Source organism: Pseudomonas sp. FSL R10-1350, from assembly GCF_009600525.1.
In the GTDB taxonomy this organism is placed as follows: Bacteria; Pseudomonadota; Gammaproteobacteria; order Pseudomonadales; family Pseudomonadaceae; genus Aquipseudomonas; species Aquipseudomonas helleri.
In genome coordinates this window covers 1-19,855 of the sequence record NZ_WIVR01000007.1, presented here as the reverse complement: position 1 = coordinate 19,855, position 19,855 = coordinate 1, and the positions used below count along the sequence as shown (strand labels likewise).

Below are 19,855 nucleotides of genomic sequence, written 5' to 3'. Positions count from 1 at the left end.
GCGAACTCTAGAGCACCGCTAATCAGCGCCTCCCCCGGAGGGAGGGGGACTGACCGGATGCGAACTCTAGAACACCGCTAATCAGCTCCCTCTCCCCCCGGGAGAGGGTTGGGGTGAGGGCAAGCTTTGATCAGAGACCGTAGCTCATCAGGCGGTCATAACGACGCTTGAGCAAGGTTTCGGTGTCCAGCTTTTTCAGCATGTCCAATTGCGACAGCAGCTCACCACGGATGGTCGCAGACGCTGCGGCCGGATCACGGTGGGCACCGCCCAATGGCTCGGTGATGATCTTGTCGACAATACCCAGGCCTTTGAGGCGCTCAGCGGTAATGCCCATGGCTTCTGCTGCGTCCGGAGCTTTTTCGGCGGTTTTCCACAGAATCGAGGCGCAACCTTCTGGCGAGATCACCGCGTACGTTGAGTACTGCAGCATGTTCAACTGGTCGCAAACACCAATTGCCAATGCACCGCCCGAACCGCCTTCACCGATAACGGTAGAGATGATCGGGGTTTTCAGGCGAGCCATCACCCGCAGGTTCCAGGCAATCGCTTCGCTCTGGTTACGCTCTTCAGCGTCGATCCCAGGGTAAGCACCCGGTGTGTCGATGAACGTCAGGATCGGCATTTTGAAGCGCTCGGCCATTTCCATCAGGCGGCACGCCTTGCGGTAGCCTTCTGGACGCGGCATACCGAAGTTACGACGAACCTTCTCGCGCACTTCGCGGCCTTTCTGGTGACCGATCACCATCACGGGCTGGTCATCCAGACGCGCAATACCGCCCACAATGGCGGCGTCATCCGAGAAGTGACGGTCGCCGTGCAACTCGTCGAACTCGGTGAAGATGTGATCGATGTAGTCCAGGGTGTAAGGACGACGCGGGTGACGGGCCAGACGAGCAATTTGCCAGCTGGTCAGCTTGCCGAAAATATCTTCAGTCAGCGTTTTGCTTTTGTCTTGCAGGCGAGAGATTTCATCGCTGATGTTCAGCGAGTTGTCATTACCGACCAAGCGCAACTCTTCGATTTTGGCTTGCAGGTCAGCAATCGGCTGTTCGAAATCAAGAAAATTCGGGTTCATAAGCATCCGTCTTGGGTCGGCGGCAAAGCATGCCAGCGGGTTTGAAGCCCAGCATTTGCTGGTGAATCCAACCCGACTGGGGCAGCCGGTTGATCTGTATCGCGCCTACCTTAAGGGAGAGGCGCTCTCAGGTCGAGATTAAAAATTCAGGTCGAGGTCAGGGCGCGTGTATCGCCCCTGACCGTCAACGGTATTGGAGGAAGACGTTGTCTCGCCCAAACTGGTCACGCAACGCTTGAATCAAGCTGTCTGCCGGATCAATTCGCCAACTTTCGCCAAACTGCAGCAAAGCCTTGGCGTCTGCGCCGGTGTAGTCCAGGGTGATCGGGCACGCTCCACGGTGTTTTTTGAACAACTCGCCCAAAAAACGCAATTGATCGCCTTTGAGCGCCGCTTGCGTCACTTTCAGACGCAAACTTTCAGCCAGGCTGGTGCGCGCTTCTTCCATGCTCATCACACGCTTGACCCGCAAACGCAGGCCGCCGGAGAAGTCATCATTGCTGACCTCACCTTCGACCACCACCATTGCATCAGTCTGCAACAGCGATTGCGCCGAATGGAAGGCCTCGGCAAACAGCGAGGCTTCGATGCGCCCTGAACGGTCGTCCAGGGTGATAAAGCCCATCTTGTCGCCCTTTTTGTTCTTCATCACACGCAAGGCAATGATCATCCCGGCGACGGTCTGAGTGTCCCGCGCCGGTTTCAGATCAATGATGCGCTGACGGGCAAAGCGGCGGATCTCACCTTCATATTCATCAATCGGGTGGCCGGTCAGGTACAGCCCAAGGGTGTCTTTCTCACCTTTGAGACGTTCCTTGAGGGTCAGTTCCTTGGCCTTGCGGTGGTTGGCATAGACATCCGCGTCTTCTTCGACAAACAAACCGCCAAACAAGTCGGCATGCCCGCTGTCGTGGGTGCGCGCAGTCTGTTCAGCCGACTTGATGGCCTCTTCCATCGCCGTCAGCAACACCGCGCGGTTCAGGTCGATATGCGCCTGATAAGCCTTCGGCTCGTCATAGAAGTACGGCCCAAGACGGTCCAGCGCACCACTGCGGATCAAACCGTCGAGGGTACGCTTGTTGATCCGCTTGAGGTCAACACGGGCACAGAAATCGAACAGGTCGGTAAACGGGCCGTCTTTGCGTGCTTCGGTAATGGCCTCGACCGGCCCCTCACCCACCCCTTTGATCGCGCCCAGGCCGTAAATAATGCGGCCTTCGTCGTTCACCGTGAACTTGAACTCCGAGGCATTCACATCCGGCGCATCAAGACGCAGCTTCATGCTGCGAATTTCTTCGATCAGGGTCACAACTTTGTCGGTGTTGTGCATATCCGCCGACAACACCGCGGCCATGAACGGTGCCGGGTAGTGAGTTTTCAGCCAGGCCGTCTGGTACGACACCAGACCGTAAGCAGCGGAGTGAGACTTGTTAAAGCCATAACCGGCAAATTTCTCTACCAGGTCGAAAATGTTACCGGCAAGGTCGGCATCAATATTGTTGTTGCCACAGCCTTCGATGAAACCGCCGCGCTGCTTGGCCATTTCTTCAGGCTTTTTCTTACCCATGGCTCGACGCAGCATGTCAGCGCCGCCAAGGGTGTAACCGGCCATGACCTGAGCAATCTGCATCACCTGTTCCTGATACAGGATGATGCCGTAGGTCGGCGCCAATACCGGCTTGAGGCCTTCGTACTGGTAGTCGGAGTGCGGGTACGCCAGTTCGGCGCGACCGTGCTTACGGTTGATAAAGTCATCAACCATGCCTGATTGCAGCGGGCCCGGACGGAACAGGGCCACCAGTGCGATCAAGTCTTCAAGGCAGTCGGGCTTAAGCTTTTTGATCAGCTCTTTCATGCCGCGCGACTCAAGCTGGAACACCGCAGTGGTCTCGGCTTTTTGCAGCAATTGGTAAGTGGGCTTATCGTCCAGAGGGATGAAGGCGATGTCCAGCGGCGCTTCATTGACCTTGGCGCGGTCACGGTTGATGGTTTTCAGCGCCCAGTCGATGACCGTCAGGGTCCGCAGACCGAGGAAGTCGAACTTCACCAGACCTGCCGACTCAACGTCATCCTTGTCGAACTGGGTGACCAGACCGCCACCCTCTTCATCGCAGTAAATCGGCGAGAAGTCCGTGAGTTTGGTCGGGGCGATAACCACACCACCGGCGTGCTTACCGACGTTACGCACAACGCCTTCAAGCTTGCGCGCCATTTCCCAGATTTCAGCAGCCTCTTCATCGACCTTGATGAAGTCGCGCAGGATCTCTTCCTGCTCAAAGGCCTTTTCGAGGGTCATGCCCACTTCGAACGGGATCATCTTAGACAGGCGGTCAGCCAGGCCGTAGGACTTGCCCTGAACCCGTGCCACGTCGCGGATTACCGCCTTCGCAGCCATCGAACCAAAGGTGATGATCTGGCTTACGGCGTTACGCCCGTATTTTTCAGCCACGTATTCAATAACCCGGTCGCGACCATCCATGCAGAAGTCGACGTCAAAGTCGGGCATCGATACCCGTTCCGGGTTAAGGAATCGTTCGAACAGCAGGTCGTATTCCAGCGGATCAAGGTCGGTGATCTTCTGCACATACGCCACCAGCGAGCCGGCACCCGACCCCCGGCCAGGCCCCACCGGCACGCCGTTGCTTTTGGCCCACTGGATAAAGTCCATTACGATCAGGAAGTAACCGGGGAAGCCCATCTGGATGATGATATCCAGCTCGAAATTCAACCGATCGACGTACACCTGACGCTTGGCGTCGTAGTCTTCGGTGGTGTCTTTGGGCAGCAGAACGGTCAAACGCTCTTCAAGGCCTTCAAAGGACACTTTGCGGAAATATTCATCGATGGTCATGCCATCGGGAATCGGGAAGTTGGGCAGGAAGTGAGTGCCCAGCTTCACGTCAATATTGCAGCGCTTGGCAATTTCGACCGTATTGGCCAACGCCTCCGGCAGGTCACTGAACAGCTCGGCCATTTCTTCGGCGCTTTTCAGGTACTGCTGGTCGCTGTAGTTCTTGGAGCGACGCGGGTCATCCAGCGCCCGGCCTTCACCAATGCATACGCGAGTTTCGTGAGCCTCGAAATCTTGCTGCTTGATGAAGCGCACATCGTTGGTGGCCACCAATGGCGCACCGATCTCATCGGCCAGCGCAACCGCGGCGTGCAGGTGCTCTTCATCATTGGGACGGCTGGTGCGCTGAACTTCGAGATAAAAGCGCTCGGGGAACACCGCCATCCACTCAAGCGCCAGGGTGCGCGCCTCTTCGGCGTTACCGCTGAGCAGCGCCAGGCCTATCTCGCCCTCTTTGGCAGCCGACAGCATGATCAAACCGTCGGCAGCTTCAGCGACCCACTCACGCTCAATGATCACCTGACCATTGCGCTGACCGTCGATAAAGCCCCGCGAGATCAGCTCGGTCAGGTTGCGGTAACCCACGGCATTCATCGCCAACAGGCTGATACGGCTCAGCGGGTTATCCGGATCTTTGTTCGACAGCCACAGATCGGCACCACAAATCGGCTTGATACCGCCGCCCATGGCGGTTTTATAGAATTTGACGAGAGAACACATGTTGTTCTGATCGGTCACCGCAACGGCGGGCATGTTCATGCCGGCCAGGGTTTTGATCAGCGGTTTGATCCGCACCAGGCCATCGACCAGGGAGTATTCAGTGTGCAGGCGCAGGTGAACGAATGAAGCCGGCATGGTGATCCTGTCTATCAGCTTTGGAAAACAACAAGGCCCGGATTGTACCGGGCCTTGGCAAAAACATCAGCCTCGCGACTAAACCTTGGCAAGGCCTTCACGCGCTTCGTACGCACGACGAACCGGGCCGAACGAGCGTCGATGAATAGGCGTGGGGCCCAAACGCTCAAGGGCTTCCAGATGGACGGAGGTCGGGTAACCCTTGTGCCCACCGATACCATAACCGGGGTATTGCAGCTCAAAGGCCGCCATCTCGCGGTCACGGCTGACCTTGGCCAAAATCGAAGCGGCAGCAATGGCCGGGACCTTGCTATCGCCCTTGACCACCGCTTCAGCCGGCATGGCCAGCTTGGGGCAGCGGTTGCCGTCAATCATCGCCAGCTTAGGGGTGATGCTCAGCCCCTCTACCGCCCGCTGCATGGCCAGCATGGTGGCGTGCAAAATGTTCAGTTCGTCGATTTCTTCGACTTCAGCCCGCGCAATGCACCAGCTCAAGGCTTTTTCGCGAATCTCATCGAAAAGCTTTTCACGACGCGCTTCGGTCAGTTTTTTCGAGTCGTTGAGGCCCGCAATCGGGCGCTTCGGGTCAAGAATGACCGCTGCCGTGACCACGGCACCGCATAACGGGCCACGACCGACTTCATCAACACCGGCAACCAGGTCTTCAACCTGATTGACCAGATTGAAGTCCAATCCGATTTGCATAGTCACTGTACTCATTAAGATTTTGCGATCAGGCCCAGCACTGCGTCTGCGGCCTGATTGGAAGCGTCGAGACGCAATGTGCGATGGATCTCGTCAAAGCCGCGTGTTTGTTCCTCACCCCCATCCAGCAAAGGCAAGACGGTGTCAGCCAGCGCGTCTGGCGTTGCAGCATCCTGCAACAGTTCAGGCACCAACAGGCGTTGAGCCAGCAGGTTCGGCAGCGACACGTACGGGCTTTTGACCAGACGTTTGAGGATCCAGAACGTCAGCGACGACAAGCGATACGCAACCACCATCGGCCGTTTGTACAGCAGCGCCTCAAGGGTCGCGGTGCCGGAGGCGATCAACACCGCATCACAGGCGGCCAGCGCCAGGTGTGACCGGCCATCGAGCAAGGTCAACGGCAAGTCACGGCCCACCAGCGATTGCTCAATCTGAATACGACGCGCGTTATTGGCGCACGGCAATACAAAACGGACCTCAGGACGCGCCTGATAGACCTTCTGCGCAGCATCCAGAAACAAACCGCCCAGTTTGCCGACTTCCCCGCCGCGACTGCCGGGCATCAAGGCGATCAGCGGGCCATCGGGCAGGCCCAATTCAGCACGCGCAGCAGCACGGTCAGCTTCAAGCGGGATGGCATCGGCCAACGGGTGGCCGACAAAACGCACCGGCACGCCCTTCTCTTCATAGAATTTGGCTTCAAACGGGAACAGCGTGAGCATCAAGTCGCAGCCTTCGCGAATTTTCAGCACCCGCTTCTGACGCCACGCCCACACAGACGGGCTGACGTAGTGCACGGTCTTGATCCCGGCACGGCGCAATTGCAGCTCGATGTTAAGGGTGAAGTCAGGGGCGTCGATACCGATAAACACGTCAGGCTTTTCAGCAATCAGCGTTTTAACCAGCTCTTTGCGGCGCTTGAGCAGCTCACGCAGGCGGCCAAGCACTTCTACCAGGCCCATGACCGACAAGCGCTCCATCGGGAAGTAAGAGCTCATGCCCTCTGCTTCCATCAATGGACCGCCGACGCCAATGAACTCGATATCCCCATGACGGGCCTTGAGCGCACGCATCAGCCCGGAGCCGAGAATGTCACCGGAGGCTTCGCCAGCCACCAGAGCAATACGCAATCTGGCCATGATTAGCGCGTAATGCCGCGAGTAGAGGAACGGATCGACTCGACGAACATCGCCACTTCAGGGAACTGCACAGCCGGTTCGGCCAGTTCAGCCAGCGCCTGGTCGACGGTAAGGCCCTGTCGGTAAACCACTTTGTAAGCTCGGCGCAGGGCGTGAATGGCTTCATCGCTGAAACCACGGCGGCGCATGCCTTCAAAGTTCATGCTGCGCGCTTCGGCCGGGCTACCGAACACGGTGACAAACGCCGGAACGTCTTTACCGATGGCAGTGCCCATGCCCGAAAAACTGTGCGCACCGATATGGCAGAACTGGTGAACCAGCGTGAAGCCGGACAGGATCGCCCAGTCACCCATGTGCACATGGCCCGCCAAGGCGGCGTTGTTAACCAGAATGCAGTGGTTGCCAATCACGCTGTCATGCCCGATATGGGCATAGGCCATGATCAAGTTGTGATCACCCAGCGTTGTTTCAGCACGGTCCTGCACGGTGCCGCGGTGAATGGTGACGCCTTCCCGAATAACGTTGTGATCACCAATCACCAGGCGCGTTTCTTCGCCTTTGTACTTCAGATCAGGTGTGTCCTCGCCTACCGAAGAAAACTGGTAGATGCGATTGTGTTTACCGATCCTGGTTGGGCCTTTAAGAATTACATGCGGCCCAATCACAGTCCCCTCGCCGATTTCCACACCTGCGCCGATGATCGACCAAGGGCCGACCTCGACGTCGTCGGCCAAAATGGCCGTCGGATCGATGATTGCGCGAGGGTCAATCAAACTCATAGTTTGCGTTCCGCACAGATGATCTCAGCCGAGCACACTGGCTTGCCGTCAACCGTGGCCTGGCATTCAAATTTCCAGATGGAGCGCTTGCAGCTCAGGAACTTGGCTTCAAGGATCAGTTGATCCCCTGGCAGTACAGGCTGGCGAAAGCGCAGCTTGTCGGAGCCGACGAAATAATAGAGCGTGCCGTCGGAAGGCTTCAGATCCATCATCTTGAAACCCAGAATGCCAGCGGCCTGAGCCATCGCTTCAATGATCAGGACGCCCGGCATGATCGGGTGCGCCGGGAAGTGACCGTTGAAGAAAGGTTCATTGATGCTGACATTCTTGTAGGCACGAATGCGCTTGTTCTCGACATCCAGATCCACCACTCGGTCCACCAGCAGGAACGGGTAACGGTGGGGCAGATATTCGCGAATCTCGTTGATGTCCATCATTTCGTGGGGAAGCCTGTAATAAAGATTGGGCGCGCGCGACTAAGGCGCGCTCCTCTAGCAAATCAAGGAAGCAAACCAGTGGCTATGCACTCTTGATATGGAAAATGTACTAGCCCTCTGAAGAAGCTTTACCGTCCGGGGTCACTTCCCCGACGCGCTTTTCCAGATGTTTTAGCCGTCTTGCAATGTCATCCAGCTGACGTATGCGTGCCGCACTTTTGCGCCACTCTGCAGCCGGCTGCATGGCAGTACCGGAAGAATAGGCTCCTGGCTCGGTGATCGAATGCGTCACCATCGTCATGCCAGTCAAGAACACGTTGTCACAAATTTCAATGTGACCGACCAAACCAACTCCGCCTGCGAGCATGCAGTGCTTACCGATTTTAGTACTACCGGAAATGCCTACACACGCGGCCATCGCCGTATGGTCACCCACCTGAACGTTGTGCGCGATCTGGATCTGGTTATCCAGTTTGACGCCATTGCCGATCAACGTATCGGCCAAAGCACCCCGATCAATGGCCGTGTTGACGCCAATTTCGACATCATCACCGAGGGTCACACCGCCAATTTGAGCGATTTTCTGCCAAATACCTTTTTCGTTGGCGAAACCAAAACCTTCGCCACCCAACACGGCACCCGACTGAATCACCACACGCTTGCCGATATGCACATCGTGGTACAGGGTCACACGAGGTGCCAGCCAGCCGTCTTCACCAATGGTGCAACGCGCACCGATAAAGCAATGCGCACCGATGGTGACGCCGGCAGCGATTCGCGCACCGCTCTCAATGACCGCAAACGCACCGATGCTCGCCATTGGATCAACCACCGCATCGTCCGCAATCACGGCCGAAGGGTGAACCCCGGCAGTGGCTTTGGGCTTGGGGTCGAACAAATGGGAAATTCGGGCATACGCCAGGTAAGGATCGGGCACAACCAGCGCATCCCCCGCGTACTCCTCGGCATCCGCCGCCTTGAGCAATACCGCTCCAGCGTGGCAGTCAACGAGGTATTTACGGTATTGGGGATTAGCCAGAAAGCTCAACTGAGCTGGGCCGGCCTCTTGCAAAGTGGCCAGCCCAGTAATTTCTTTCTCCGCGGAGCCACGCAAGGTGGCCCCGAGGAACTCGGCCAATCGGCCGAGTTTTATAGTCGCGGTCATAATTACTTCAGCTGATTCATGCGCTCAATCACTTGGCGAGTGATGTCGTACTGAGGTTTTACATCAATCACAGCACCACGCTCGAACACCAGGTCAAAGGCGCCTTTCTTGATGACTTCTTCAACAGCGCTGTCCAGTTTTGGCTTCAGCTGTTTCAGCATTTCACGGTCAGCAACGGCCTTGGCTTCGTTCAGCTCCTTGGACTGGAACTGGAAGTCACGGGCCTTTTGCTTGAATTCAAGCTCCAGACGCTCACGCTCGCCTTGCTGCATTTTGTCGCCGCCGCTAACCAGACGGTCCTGGATGCCCTTGGCGCTGCTTTCCAGGTTTTTCAGTTTAGTCAGTTGTGGGCCAAATTTCTTCTCGGCATCCACGGCATAACGCTTGGCAGCGTCGGATTCAAGCAGTGCCATTTGATAGTTCAGCACAGCAATTTTCATGTCGGCAAAAGCCGGGCCCGCTGCCAAGAGCGAAGCCAGGAGAACCAATTGAGTCAACTTACGCACGATGCACTCCTAAAAAATCCGTTGTCTGTATCTATAGTCAGGCTTTTAGAAAGTCTGGCCGAGGGAGAATTGGAACACTTGAGTGTCTGCGTCATCCGGTTTCTTGATCGGCATGGCCAAGCTGAAGCTCAGCGGGCCAAGCGCAGTTACCCATGTCACACCTACACCCACAGAACTGGCCATATTGCTAAAGCTGATATCGCAATTCTTGGTTTCGCCCTTGCAGTTGGTGTCGAACACGTTACCCACATCCCAGAAGACGGAAGTGCGCAGGGAACGTTGATCCTTCACAAACGGCATCGGGAACAGAACTTCTACACCACCCTGGATCAGCACGTTACCACCGAACGGCAGCGGGTCTTGATCCGGGTCGGCAATCGTACCCGGGTTCTTACCGGTACTCGGCGTACTGCGTGGGCCCAGTGCGCTGTCTTTAAAGCCACGTACCGAGTTGAAACCACCCGCGTAGTAGTTCTCGTAGAACGGCAGACCTTCAGTCGAACCGTAACCATCACCATAGCCCAACTCTGTGTGCAGGCGAGCGGTGAAGGTATCGCTCAACGGCTGGAACAACTGTGCACGATAGTCCAGTTTGTAGAACTGCAGGTCGCTGCCAGGAATGGTGGTTTCCAGCACCAGGCTCTGCGACGTACCACGGGTTGGCAACACGCCTTTGTTCAGGGTCGACTCGGACCAGCCAATCGATGCCTTGAAGTTGAGATACTTGTCACCTTCACGGTTTACGAAGTCGAAGATCTCGTCAACGGTGTAACGACCAGTGCTGATTTCATCCTGCTGAACGGTCAGGCCGTAGGTCAGACGGGAGGTATCGCTGATCGGGTAGCCCATGGTAACGCCAGCACCCAGGCTGTCGACCGAGTAGTTGGCAACGTCAACGTCCAGCTCTTTGTAGTCAGTGGTGCGGTAGAAAACGTTGTAGCCCAGGCTCACACCGTCCGGCGTCCAGTACGGGTCAACGTAGCTGAAGTTGTAACGGCTTTGGTATTCGCTGCGGGTCAGGCCGATGCTGACCTTGTTACCCGTACCCAGGAAGTTGTTCTGGGTAATCGAGCCACCCAGGATCAAACCGGCGCTCTGAGCAAAACCGACGCTGGCAGTGATCGAACCCGACGCTTGTTCTTCAACAGCGTAGTTCACGTCAACCATGTCGTCAGTGCCTGGCACTGCCGGAGTTTCAACGTTCACTTCCTTGAAGAAGCCCAGACGCTCAAGGCGAACCTTGGACTGGTCGATCAGGTAAGTAGAAGCCCAACCGCCTTCCATCTGGCGCATTTCACGACGCAGCACTTCGTCTTCCGACTTGGTGTTGCCGCGGTAGTTGATACGGTTCACGTAAGCACGCTTGCCCGGATCGACCACAAAGGTGATAGCAACGGTGTGGTTTTCCGGGTCTGGCTGAGGCACGCCGTTAACGTTGGCGAAGGTGTAGCCTTCGTTACCCAGACGACGGGTGATCAGCTCGGAGGTGGTGGTCATCAGCTTGCGCGAGAACACCTGACCTGGCTGAACCAGCAGCAGCGACTTGATCTGATCTTCCGGGACCTTGAGGTCACCGCTCAGTTTGACCGAGCCGACATTGTATTTTTCGCCTTCGTTCACGTTGACCGTGATGTAGACGTTCTTTTTGTCAGGGGTGATCGATACCTGGGTCGAGGCGATATCCATGTTGATATAGCCGCGATCGAGGTAGTAGGAACGCAGACGCTCCAGGTCACCCGACAGTTTTTCACGCGCATACTTGTCGTCGTTCTTGAAGAACGACAACCAGTTGGTAGTTTTCAGTTCGAACAGATCAACCAGGTCAGATTCCGGGAAGACCGTGTTACCCACCACGTTGATGTGCTGGATAGAGGCAACGGTGCCCTCGTTGATGTTGACCTTCAAGGCAACGCGGTTGCGCGGCTCAGGCACCACTTCGGTGTCTACCGTCGCCGAGTAGCGGCCTTGGGCAACATACTGACGTTGCAGCTCGTTACGAACACCTTCAAGGGTCGCACGCTGGAAGATTTCGCCTTCAGCCAGGCCCGATTGTTTCAGGCCTTTCATCAGGTCATCAGTGGAGATCGCCTTGTTACCGTCAATGGTGATGCTGGAGACGGAAGGACGTTCGACAACCGTAATGACGAGCACATTGCCATCACGACCCAGTTGGATATCCTGAAAGAACCCGGTTTTGAACAACGCACGAGTGGATTCCACCAAACGGCGGTCATCCGCTACCTCACCCACGTTCAGCGGTAACGCGCCAAACACGCTGCCGGCGGAAACCCGCTGGAGCCCGTTGACACGGATATCAGAGATAGTGAAGGACTCGGCGTGAACTTCGGCGATCATCAGTACGGCGAGAACCGCAGTTAGCAGCAGACGTTTCATGAAGTCCTTTCTTATTCCAACTGGCAATAAACAAACTGCCGCAAAATGCGGCAGATTCGCAATTCAGCGAAGTGTTTACAGTCGTCCCAAGTCGTTGACCAGAGCAAGTAACATCACTCCGACCACCAAACTGATACCGATCTGCATCCCCCAACCCTGTACCCGATCCGACAAGGGACGACCACGCGCCCACTCGATCAGATAAAACAACAAGTGCCCACCGTCCAGGACGGGAATGGGCAACAAGTTCAGAACCCCCAGGCTAATACTCAGATAAGCCAGGAAATTCAAGAAATCAGCAACGCCCGACTGGGCAGAAGCGCCCGCCACTTTAGCAATGGTTATCGGTCCACTCAAGTTTTTTACCGAGAGCTCGCCGAACAACATTTTCTTCAGTGAATCGAGCGTCAATACGCTCATGGTCCACGTACGCTTGACCCCTTCGCCGATGGCGGCGACCGGGCCATAGCTGACTTCGCGAATCATCGCAGGTGGCCAATCGACACCTTTGACCCCTGCCCCCAGATAACCGGTCGCCGCCTCACCTTCACCGCGAGCGGCCAGAACCACCGGCACCTCAAGCGCAACACCGTCGCGCTCGACACGCAAATCTACGCGGGCCGCGGGCCGCAGACGAACCCAGTCCACAACTTGTTGCCAGTCATTGATGGCCTGACCGTTCATGGACAGCAGTTTGTCACCGGTCTTGAGGCCAGCGGCCTGGGCCGGACCTTTAGGGTCAAGTTCTGCCAAAACGGCTGGCAGCTCAGGGCGCCATGGCCGAATACCCAACGATTTGATCGGATCCGGCTCATCAGCCCCTTTCAGCCAGTCATGCAAAACCAGCTGGTGGGAGCTTTCAACATCGGAATCGGGGCCGCGCACCGCAACCTGAATGGAACCGCTTTCGCCGAGGCGACGCACCAGTTGCAGGTTGACGTTCGACCAGCCCACCGTTGGCTGGCCATCAATTGAAACAATTTCCTGACCGGCTACCAGGCCGGCTTGTGCCGCCAGGCTGCCGCTTTCGACCGCGCCGATCACCGGGCGCACCTGCTGGCTGCCCATCATTGCCAGCACCCAGAAGAACGCAATGGCCAGCAAGAAGTTGGCCACAGGCCCGGCTGCGACGATGGCAATGCGCTGCCCGACGGTTTTGCGGTTGAAGGATTGATCCAGCTGGTCGGCCGGAACATCGCCTTCACGCTCGTCGAGCATTTTTACGTAGCCGCCCAGCGGAATCGCTGCAACGACAAACTCAGTACCCTGACGGTCATGCCAGCGTAAGAGAGGCGTACCGAAGCCCACAGAAAAGCGCAGAACCTTGACGCCGCAACGGCGCGCCACCCAAAAGTGACCGAATTCATGAAATGTGACCAGCACCCCCAATGCCACCAGGGTGCCAACAATCATATAGAGCGCACTCATCTACTTTCTCCGCGATTCTGTCCGGCTCCGACATGTACCACTTGTCAGTTGTTACGGCTCAACCACTGCTCAGCTCGCAGTCGCGCTTGGGTATCTACCGCAAATACAGCATCCAGCTCATCGACTGCAATCACAGGCTCATTGCTTAACACATCTTCAATAAGGTTGGCGATTTGCGGGTAACGAATCTTGCCGTCAAGAAACGCCGCCACCGCCACTTCGTTTGCTGCATTGAGGGTCGCGGGTGCGCTGTTACCCGCTTCGGCTGCTTCTCGACACAGACGCAAACACGGGAAACGCTGTTCGTCCGGACGCTCAAAGTCCAGCCGCGCAACCGCAAACAGATCCAGCGGCGCAACACCCGAGTCGATGCGCTCAGGCCACGCCAGGGCATTGGCAATGGGTGTGCGCATGTCCGGATTCCCGAGTTGGGCCAAGACCGAGCCATCCACGTAATCGACCAGCGAATGAATCACGCTTTGTGGGTGGATCACCACTTCAACCTGGCTTGGCTTGGCATCGAATAACCAGCAGGCTTCGATCAGCTCCAAGCCCTTGTTCATCATGCTCGCCGAATCAACGGAAATCTTGCGCCCCATCGACCAATTGGGATGAGCACACGCCTGATCCGGAGTGACATGTTGCAGCAACTCTAATGGCGTTTCGCGGAACGGTCCGCCCGACGCCGTCAGCAATATACGCCGCACACCGACCGAACCCAGGCCGCGTGCGTAGTCCTGTGGCAAACACTGGAAAATCGCGTTGTGTTCACTGTCGACAGGCAGCAATACCGAACCGCTGCGACGAACGGCCTGCATAAACAGATCGCCGGTCATGACCAGCGCTTCTTTATTGGCCAAGAGAATTTTTTTGCCAGCGTTAACCGCTGCCAACGTAGGACGCAAACCAGCCGCACCCACGATTGCTGCCATGACCGTGTCAACTTCTGGAGCAGAAGCCACCTGACACAAGCCTTGCTCACCCACCCACACTTCAGTGCCGAGCTTTGCCGCCTGCAAACCGGCCCGCAGTTGGCTGGCTGCATGCTCGTGCGGCACCACAACTACTCGCGGCTTGTGTTCGAGACACAAGGCCAGAAGCTCCGGGATACGGCTAAAACCGCTCAGGCCAAAGACCTGATAGCGGTCAGGGTGACGCGCAATAACATCCAGGGTGCTCAGGCCAATCGAGCCTGTAGCCCCCAGCACCGTAATCTGTTGAGGTCGACTCATGATCCGGCAATCCAGAGCAGTACAGCAAACAACGGAACCGCCGCCGTCAGACTGTCGATACGGTCCAGCACCCCGCCGTGACCTGGCAGCAGGTTACTGCTGTCCTTGATACCGGCCTGACGCTTGAACATGCTTTCGGTGAGGTCGCCCACCACCGACACCAGCACAATCATCGCTGCACCCAAGAGTGCTGCGATGATTTCGCCAACGCTCCAGCCACGCACCAGACCGACAGCAGCCGTGATCAGCAGACTGAGGATCAAACCGCCATACACGCCTTCCCAGCTCTTGCCCGGGCTGACTTTAGGGGCCAGCTTGCGTTTCCCGAACTTGCGCCCGGAAAAGTAAGCGCCGATGTCAGCGCCCCACACCAGCACCATGACCGCCATGATCAGCCAGTTGCCCAGCGCCATCGCCTTGATCAGCACCAGCCCTTGCCAGGCCGGCAGCAAAATCAGCAGGCCAATCACCAGCTTGGTCAAGGTTGCCGACCAGCGCTCGGCCGACTCAGGAAACGTCAGCACCAGCCAGGTTGCAGCGCCCCACCACAAAATTGCGGCGCCCAGCACCCAGGGCGCCAGATCCGGGAAAACGTACAAACCAAACAGCAGCAGAGCCACGAGTACTGCAAAAGCCACCCGCGCCAACTGAGCTTCGAAGCCCGCCAGACGCGCCCATTCCCAGGCACCCAAGGTCACGACCAGGCCGATAAACAGCGCAAAGCCAGACCCTTCGAGCAGGAAAAACCCGCACAAAGCGATGGGCAGCAATATGAGTGCAGTAATGATGCGTTGTTTAAGCATTAAACCCGGGCTCCAGCTTCAACCTGCTCACTCGTTTTACCGAAGCGACGTTGGCGAGAAGCGAAATCAGCCAGCGCATTGCGCATGGCTTCGTGTTTGAAGTCCGGCCAGAACAGGTCGGAGAAGTACAGTTCGGCATACGCCAACTGCCACAGCAGGAAATTGCTGATGCGGTGCTCGCCGCCTGTGCGGATGCACAGGTCAGGCAAAGGCAGATCGCCAGTCACCAGACAGTTTTGCAACAGGCCCGGGGTGATGTCTTCAGGCTGCAGATGCCCCGCCTGAACTTCACGCGCCAGGCGCTGTGCGGCCTGTGCAATGTCCCACTGGCCGCCGTAGTTAGCGGCAACCTGCAGTACAAAGCGATCAGGCCCTGCCGTCATCTGCTCCGCCTCACGCATCGCCGCCTGTAATTCAGGGTGGAAGCGCGAACGGTCGCCGATGATCCGCAAGCTGATGTTGTTGTCGTTGAGGCGCCGGGCCTCACGCCGTAGCGCCTTGAAGAACAAGTCCATCAAGGCGCTGACCTCAGCGGCGGGGCGCTGCCAGTTTTCACTGGAGAACGCGAACAAGGTGAGCACCTCGACCTTGGCCTCGACGCACACCTCAATCACTGCGCGAACTGCATCCACTCCCGCTTTATGCCCGGCAACACCTGGCAGAAAGCGTTTTTTCGCCCAGCGATTATTACCATCCATGATGATCGCGACGTGGCGCGGCACCGATGATGGCTCTGTCTGCTTGGTCTTTTCCATAAAACGCCCAGACCCTTATACGGCCATCAGGTCCGCTTCTTTCGCCTTGGTAGCCGCATCAATGTCTGCCTCGGCCTTGTCGGTCAGCTTCTGAATATCAGCAGCGGCGCGACGCTCTTCGTCTTCGCTGATTTCTTTGTCTTTAACCAGTTTTTTCAGGTCGCTCAACGCATCGCGACGGATGTTGCGAACAGCAACACGCGCGTCTTCAGCGGCGCTACGAGCTTGCTTGGTGAAACCTTTACGGGTTTCTTCAGTCAAGGCCGGCATGGAGATCAGCAGCAGCTCACCCAGGTTGGTCGGGTTGAGGTTCAGGCCAGCGCTCTGGATAGCCTTGTCGACCGCGGCCAGCATGTTGCGCTCAAACGCCACAACTTGCAGGGTACGCGAGTCTTTTACCGTTACGTTGGCAACGCTGCTCAACGGGGTATCGGCGCCGTAGTAAGGCACCATCACGCTGCCCAGGATGCTTGGGTGCGCTTTGCCGGTGCGGATCTGGCCAAAAGCATGGGCCAAGGATTCCAGCGACTTCTGCATGCGCGTTTGAGCGTCTTTTTTGATTTCATTGATCATTGTTGAACTTCCTCGATCAGAGTCCCTTCAGCGCCGCCATGGACAATATTCAGCAAGGCGCCGGGCTTGTTCATATTAAATACACGCAATGGCATTTTATGGTCACGGCACAGACAAATGGCCGTAAGGTCCATAACACCCAGTTTGCGATCCAGTACTTCATCGTAAGTCAGATGATCGAACTTCTCGGCATGCGGGTCTTTAAATGGATCTGCGGTGTACACGCCGTCAACCTTGGTTGCTTTAAGCACCACGTCAGCGTCGATTTCAATAGCACGCAAGCAAGCAGCAGAATCCGTTGTAAAGAACGGATTACCGGTGCCTGCAGCGAAAATCACCACATCTTTAGCGTTCAAATGACGCATTGCCTTGCGACGATCGTAATGATCAGTCACACCAACCATCGAAATAGCCGACATTACGATGGCAGAGATATTCGCACGTTCCAGCGCATCGCGCATGGCCAAGGCGTTCATCACGGTTGCCAGCATGCCCATATGGTCGCCAGTCACTCGATCCATACCGGCCGCGCTCAGGGCAGCACCGCGGAACAGGTTGCCACCACCGATCACCAAACCTACCTGGACGCCGATGCCGACCAGTTGGCCCACTTCCAGCGCCATGCGGTCGAGTACTTTGGGATCGATCCCGAACTCTTCAGAGCCCATCAGGGCTTCACCGCTTAGCTTGAGTAGGATGCGTTTATAGCGAGTTTGATAACCAGCGCCCTGCTGAGCCATTGCGAATCTCTCCTGCCGCGTTTTAAAAAAATCTGTGCGAGGCCACTTTCAGCCCGCGCTTACTCTAGCGTGGCGCTGCACAGCAGCACCATCGGAACACGACTTATGCAATCGGTTCCGCAAGAAAAGGTAAAACCCTCTCCCATTTGAAAAGAGGCTGCGCGCGTGAGCGGGCAGCCTCTTCGGGTCGACAGTGTAAAACTGTCTTATTGCTTGGCTGCAGCCAGCTGAGCAGCAACTTCTTCAGCGAAGTTGTCGACTGGCTTCTCGATGCCTTCGCCTACTTTGAAGTAAGTGAAGGAAACGATTTCAGCGCCGGCTTTCTTGGCCAGCTCGCCAACTTTGATCTCTGGGTTCTTAACGAAAGCTTGCTCAACCAGGCTAGCTTCGGCCAGGAACTTGCTGATGCGGCCTTTGATCATGTTTTCAACGATGTTTTCTGGCTTGCCGGCAATCTTGTCAGCATTGAGGCTCAGGAACACCGCTTTTTCACGCTCGATCGCGTCTTCAGAAACTTCCGAAGGCAGCAGGAACTCTGGGTTGCTTGCAGCAACGTGCATAGCGATGTCTTTGGCCAGCTCAACGTTGCCGCCTTTCAGAACAACAGCTACACCGATTTTGTTGCCGTGCAGGTAACCACCGACAACGTCACCTTCAACGCGAACCAGGCGACGGATGTTGACGTTTTCGCCAACTTTGCCGACCAGTACCAGGCGATCAGCTTCTTGAGCTTCGATCAGAGGCTCAACAGTCGTCAGCTTGTCAGCGAATGCTTTTTCAACGCTGGCAGCAACGAATGCTTTGAAGTCGTCCTGCAGGGCCAGGAAGTCAGTCTGCGAGTTCACTTCCAGCAGAACTGCGGATTTACCGTCTTCCTTCAGAGCGATTGCGCCTTCAGCAGCAACGTTGCCTGCTTTTTTGGCAGCCTTGATGGCGCCGGAAGCACGCATGTCGTCGATGGCTTTTTCGATGTCGCCGCCAGCCTTGGTCAAGGCTTTCTTGCAGTCCATCATGCCTTCGCCAGTACGCTCACGCAGTTCTTTAACCAACGCTGCAGTAATCTCTGCCATTTCAAAATTCCTCTTGGATAGGTTTTCAACCATTCCACCCGACCGAACGGGCGTTCAATTCGTATGAAGCCTGCCTCGAGGCTCCCAGCCAGCCGCATTCTGATACAGCAATGACGAGAGCATGTCCAATAAATGGATTTCGAGGTGGCAAAAAGGGGGCCAAGCCCCCTTTTTGCGCACTGAGTAAACGCTAGGCGTTAGTTACTCAGCCTTCAACTACCGCTGCAGCTGGAGCTTCTTCGACGAAAACGTCGGTGCCGCCAGCAACGTGGTTGCGACCACGGATAACAGCATCAGCCATCGCACCCATGTACAGCTGGATAGCGCGGATTGCGTCATCGTTGCCCGGGATGATGTAGTCAACGCCTTCTGGGCTGCTGTTGGTATCGACAACGCCGATTACCGGGATGCCCAACTTGTTAGCTTCGGTGATCGCGATGCGCTCGTGGTCAACGTCGATAACGAACAGTGCGTCTGGCAGACCGCCCATGTCCTTGATACCACCCAGGCTACGATCCAGCTTTTCCAGATCGCGAGTGCGCATCAGCGCCTCTTTCTTGGTCAGCTTGGCGAAAGTACCGTCTTCTGCTTGAACTTCAAGGTCACGCAGACGCTTGATGGAAGCACGGATGGTTTTGAAGTTGGTGAGCATGCCGCCCAACCAGCGGTGATCGACGTACGGCGAGCCGCAACGTGCTGCTTCTTCAGCAACGATCTTGCCAGCGGAACGCTTGGTGCCGACGAACAGAATCTTGTTTTTGCCCTGGGCCAGACGCTCTACGAAAGTCAGAGCTTCGTTGAACATTGGCAGGGTTTTTTCAAGGTTGATGATGTGGATCTTGTTACGCGCGCCAAAGATGTATTTACCCATCTTCGGGTTCCAGTAACGGGTTTGGTGACCGAAGTGCACACCGGCCTTCAGCATATCGCGCATATTGACTTGGGACATGGTAGTTCCTTAATAAGTCGGGTTAGGCCTCCACGTATCCCAACGACCAACCAGCAGCTTCGAGCTGAAGGCACCCAGGTCATCGTGTCGATACGTGTGTGGGTTTGTGCTCTGCGGGCTATACCCGCAAAGCGGCGCATTTTATATCACAAGACACCTAAAAAACGAAGCGCGAATTCAGACTTTATTGCTAAGCCGTTGTCGCACAAGGATTTGCGCCCTGTAGGAGGGGCCGCCCCGTCTTCGACGCCGCGCTGTCGCGCTGCAAACAGGACAGCGATTATCTTCAGCTTCCCCCAATCGGTTCCCTCTCCTTCGGGAGTGTATGGACCGGGGACATAGCGAACACTTTGTTCGGAGACATAGCGAACAGTTAACGAAGCTTTTTCCCTG

At 56.4% G+C, this 19,855-nt stretch carries 18 protein-coding genes; all 18 read right to left on the bottom strand.

The features are described 5' to 3' along the window. Positions 1–130: 130 nt before the first annotated feature. Positions 131–1,078, bottom strand: coding sequence for an acetyl-CoA carboxylase carboxyl transferase subunit alpha (gene accA, locus GHO25_RS05335; RefSeq protein ID WP_048368083.1), 948 nt, complete (start codon positions 1,076–1,078; stop codon positions 131–133). A 184-nt stretch (positions 1,079–1,262) separates the two neighbouring features. Then, positions 1,263–4,784 carry a DNA polymerase III subunit alpha gene (gene dnaE, locus GHO25_RS05330; RefSeq protein WP_153390086.1) on the bottom strand — a complete coding sequence of 1,174 codons (3,522 nt, stop codon included), beginning with the start codon at positions 4,782–4,784 and terminating at the stop codon, positions 1,263–1,265. 78 nt (positions 4,785–4,862) lie between these two features. Then, positions 4,863–5,489, bottom strand: coding sequence for a ribonuclease HII (gene rnhB / locus GHO25_RS05325; RefSeq protein ID WP_048368085.1), 627 nt, complete (start codon positions 5,487–5,489; stop codon positions 4,863–4,865). A gap of 14 nt (positions 5,490–5,503) precedes the next feature. Beyond that, positions 5,504–6,631: a lipid-A-disaccharide synthase gene (gene lpxB / locus GHO25_RS05320; RefSeq protein ID WP_153390085.1), complete on the bottom strand. Its 1,128-nt coding sequence runs from the start codon at positions 6,629–6,631 to the stop codon at positions 5,504–5,506. A 2-nt stretch (positions 6,632–6,633) separates the two neighbouring features. After that, positions 6,634–7,410, bottom strand: a complete 777-nt coding sequence (gene lpxA, locus GHO25_RS05315) for an acyl-ACP--UDP-N-acetylglucosamine O-acyltransferase (RefSeq protein WP_048368087.1) — start codon at positions 7,408–7,410, stop codon at positions 6,634–6,636. Then, positions 7,407–7,847, bottom strand: a complete 441-nt coding sequence (fabZ, locus tag GHO25_RS05310; protein WP_048368088.1) for a 3-hydroxyacyl-ACP dehydratase FabZ — start codon at positions 7,845–7,847, stop codon at positions 7,407–7,409. Before fabZ ends, lpxA begins: the two co-directional genes overlap by 4 nt. A 109-nt stretch (positions 7,848–7,956) precedes the next feature. Continuing rightward, positions 7,957–9,012 carry a UDP-3-O-(3-hydroxymyristoyl)glucosamine N-acyltransferase gene (lpxD, locus tag GHO25_RS05305; RefSeq protein ID WP_048368090.1) on the bottom strand — a complete coding sequence of 352 codons (1,056 nt, stop codon included), beginning with the start codon at positions 9,010–9,012 and terminating at the stop codon, positions 7,957–7,959. Between the two features lie 2 nt (positions 9,013–9,014). Continuing rightward, positions 9,015–9,518, bottom strand: coding sequence for an OmpH family outer membrane protein (locus tag GHO25_RS05300; RefSeq protein ID WP_048368091.1), 504 nt, complete (start codon positions 9,516–9,518; stop codon positions 9,015–9,017). 45 nt (positions 9,519–9,563) lie between these two features. After that, complete coding sequence (gene bamA, locus GHO25_RS05295) at positions 9,564–11,912, bottom strand: outer membrane protein assembly factor BamA (RefSeq protein WP_153326192.1); 2,349 nt, start codon at positions 11,910–11,912, stop codon at positions 9,564–9,566. A 75-nt stretch (positions 11,913–11,987) separates the two neighbouring features. Beyond that, positions 11,988–13,340: an RIP metalloprotease RseP gene (gene rseP / locus GHO25_RS05290; RefSeq protein WP_153390084.1), complete on the bottom strand. Its 1,353-nt coding sequence runs from the start codon at positions 13,338–13,340 to the stop codon at positions 11,988–11,990. 44 nt (positions 13,341–13,384) lie between these two features. Further along, the gene (gene ispC / locus GHO25_RS05285; protein ID WP_048385560.1) at positions 13,385–14,572 is read right to left on the bottom strand and encodes a 1-deoxy-D-xylulose-5-phosphate reductoisomerase; all 1,188 of its coding nucleotides are present in this window, start codon (positions 14,570–14,572) and stop codon (positions 13,385–13,387) included. Next, positions 14,569–15,375, bottom strand: coding sequence for a phosphatidate cytidylyltransferase (locus tag GHO25_RS05280; protein WP_153390083.1), 807 nt, complete (start codon positions 15,373–15,375; stop codon positions 14,569–14,571). The genes ispC and GHO25_RS05280 overlap by 4 nt, the downstream gene beginning before the upstream one ends. Beyond that, the gene (uppS, locus tag GHO25_RS05275) at positions 15,375–16,130 is read right to left on the bottom strand and encodes a polyprenyl diphosphate synthase (RefSeq protein ID WP_048368096.1); all 756 of its coding nucleotides are present in this window, start codon (positions 16,128–16,130) and stop codon (positions 15,375–15,377) included. The genes GHO25_RS05280 and uppS overlap by 1 nt, the downstream gene beginning before the upstream one ends. A gap of 15 nt (positions 16,131–16,145) precedes the next feature. Further along, positions 16,146–16,703 carry a ribosome recycling factor gene (gene frr, locus GHO25_RS05270; protein ID WP_048368097.1) on the bottom strand — a complete coding sequence of 186 codons (558 nt, stop codon included), beginning with the start codon at positions 16,701–16,703 and terminating at the stop codon, positions 16,146–16,148. Further along, complete coding sequence (pyrH, locus tag GHO25_RS05265; RefSeq protein WP_048368099.1) at positions 16,700–17,443, bottom strand: UMP kinase; 744 nt, start codon at positions 17,441–17,443, stop codon at positions 16,700–16,702. Before pyrH ends, frr begins: the two co-directional genes overlap by 4 nt. 206 nt (positions 17,444–17,649) lie before the next feature. Continuing rightward, positions 17,650–18,513: a translation elongation factor Ts gene (tsf, locus tag GHO25_RS05260; RefSeq protein ID WP_048368100.1), complete on the bottom strand. Its 864-nt coding sequence runs from the start codon at positions 18,511–18,513 to the stop codon at positions 17,650–17,652. A gap of 205 nt (positions 18,514–18,718) precedes the next feature. Then, complete coding sequence (gene rpsB / locus GHO25_RS05255; RefSeq protein WP_019411593.1) at positions 18,719–19,462, bottom strand: 30S ribosomal protein S2; 744 nt, start codon at positions 19,460–19,462, stop codon at positions 18,719–18,721. A gap of 146 nt (positions 19,463–19,608) precedes the next feature. Further along, positions 19,609–19,855 (bottom strand): hypothetical protein (locus tag GHO25_RS26310; RefSeq protein WP_218581065.1); only part of this gene is annotated, 247 nt, incomplete at its 5' end.

What these genes read in the sequence shown, in the direction of transcription:
- accA (WP_048368083.1), bottom strand. Translation starts at nt 1,078, where the DNA reads ATGAACCCGAATTTTCTTGATTTCGAACAGCCGATTGCTGACCTGCAA.
- dnaE (WP_153390086.1), bottom strand. Translation starts at nt 4,784, where the DNA reads ATGCCGGCTTCATTCGTTCACCTGCGCCTGCACACTGAATACTCCCTG.
- rnhB (WP_048368085.1), bottom strand. Translation starts at nt 5,489, where the DNA reads ATGCAAATCGGATTGGACTTCAATCTGGTCAATCAGGTTGAAGACCTG.
- lpxB (WP_153390085.1), bottom strand. Translation starts at nt 6,631, where the DNA reads ATGGCCAGATTGCGTATTGCTCTGGTGGCTGGCGAAGCCTCCGGTGAC.
- lpxA (WP_048368087.1), bottom strand. Translation starts at nt 7,410, where the DNA reads ATGAGTTTGATTGACCCTCGCGCAATCATCGATCCGACGGCCATTTTG.
- fabZ (WP_048368088.1), bottom strand. Translation starts at nt 7,847, where the DNA reads ATGATGGACATCAACGAGATTCGCGAATATCTGCCCCACCGTTACCCG.
- lpxD (WP_048368090.1), bottom strand. Translation starts at nt 9,012, where the DNA reads ATGACCGCGACTATAAAACTCGGCCGATTGGCCGAGTTCCTCGGGGCC.
- bamA (WP_153326192.1), bottom strand. Translation starts at nt 11,912, where the DNA reads ATGAAACGTCTGCTGCTAACTGCGGTTCTCGCCGTACTGATGATCGCC.
- rseP (WP_153390084.1), bottom strand. Translation starts at nt 13,340, where the DNA reads ATGAGTGCGCTCTATATGATTGTTGGCACCCTGGTGGCATTGGGGGTG.
- ispC (WP_048385560.1), bottom strand. Translation starts at nt 14,572, where the DNA reads ATGAGTCGACCTCAACAGATTACGGTGCTGGGGGCTACAGGCTCGATT.
- GHO25_RS05280 (WP_153390083.1), bottom strand. Translation starts at nt 15,375, where the DNA reads ATGCTTAAACAACGCATCATTACTGCACTCATATTGCTGCCCATCGCT.
- uppS (WP_048368096.1), bottom strand. Translation starts at nt 16,130, where the DNA reads ATGGAAAAGACCAAGCAGACAGAGCCATCATCGGTGCCGCGCCACGTC.
- frr (WP_048368097.1), bottom strand. Translation starts at nt 16,703, where the DNA reads ATGATCAATGAAATCAAAAAAGACGCTCAAACGCGCATGCAGAAGTCG.
- pyrH (WP_048368099.1), bottom strand. Translation starts at nt 17,443, where the DNA reads ATGGCTCAGCAGGGCGCTGGTTATCAAACTCGCTATAAACGCATCCTA.
- tsf (WP_048368100.1), bottom strand. Translation starts at nt 18,513, where the DNA reads ATGGCAGAGATTACTGCAGCGTTGGTTAAAGAACTGCGTGAGCGTACT.
- rpsB (WP_019411593.1), bottom strand. Translation starts at nt 19,462, where the DNA reads ATGTCCCAAGTCAATATGCGCGATATGCTGAAGGCCGGTGTGCACTTC.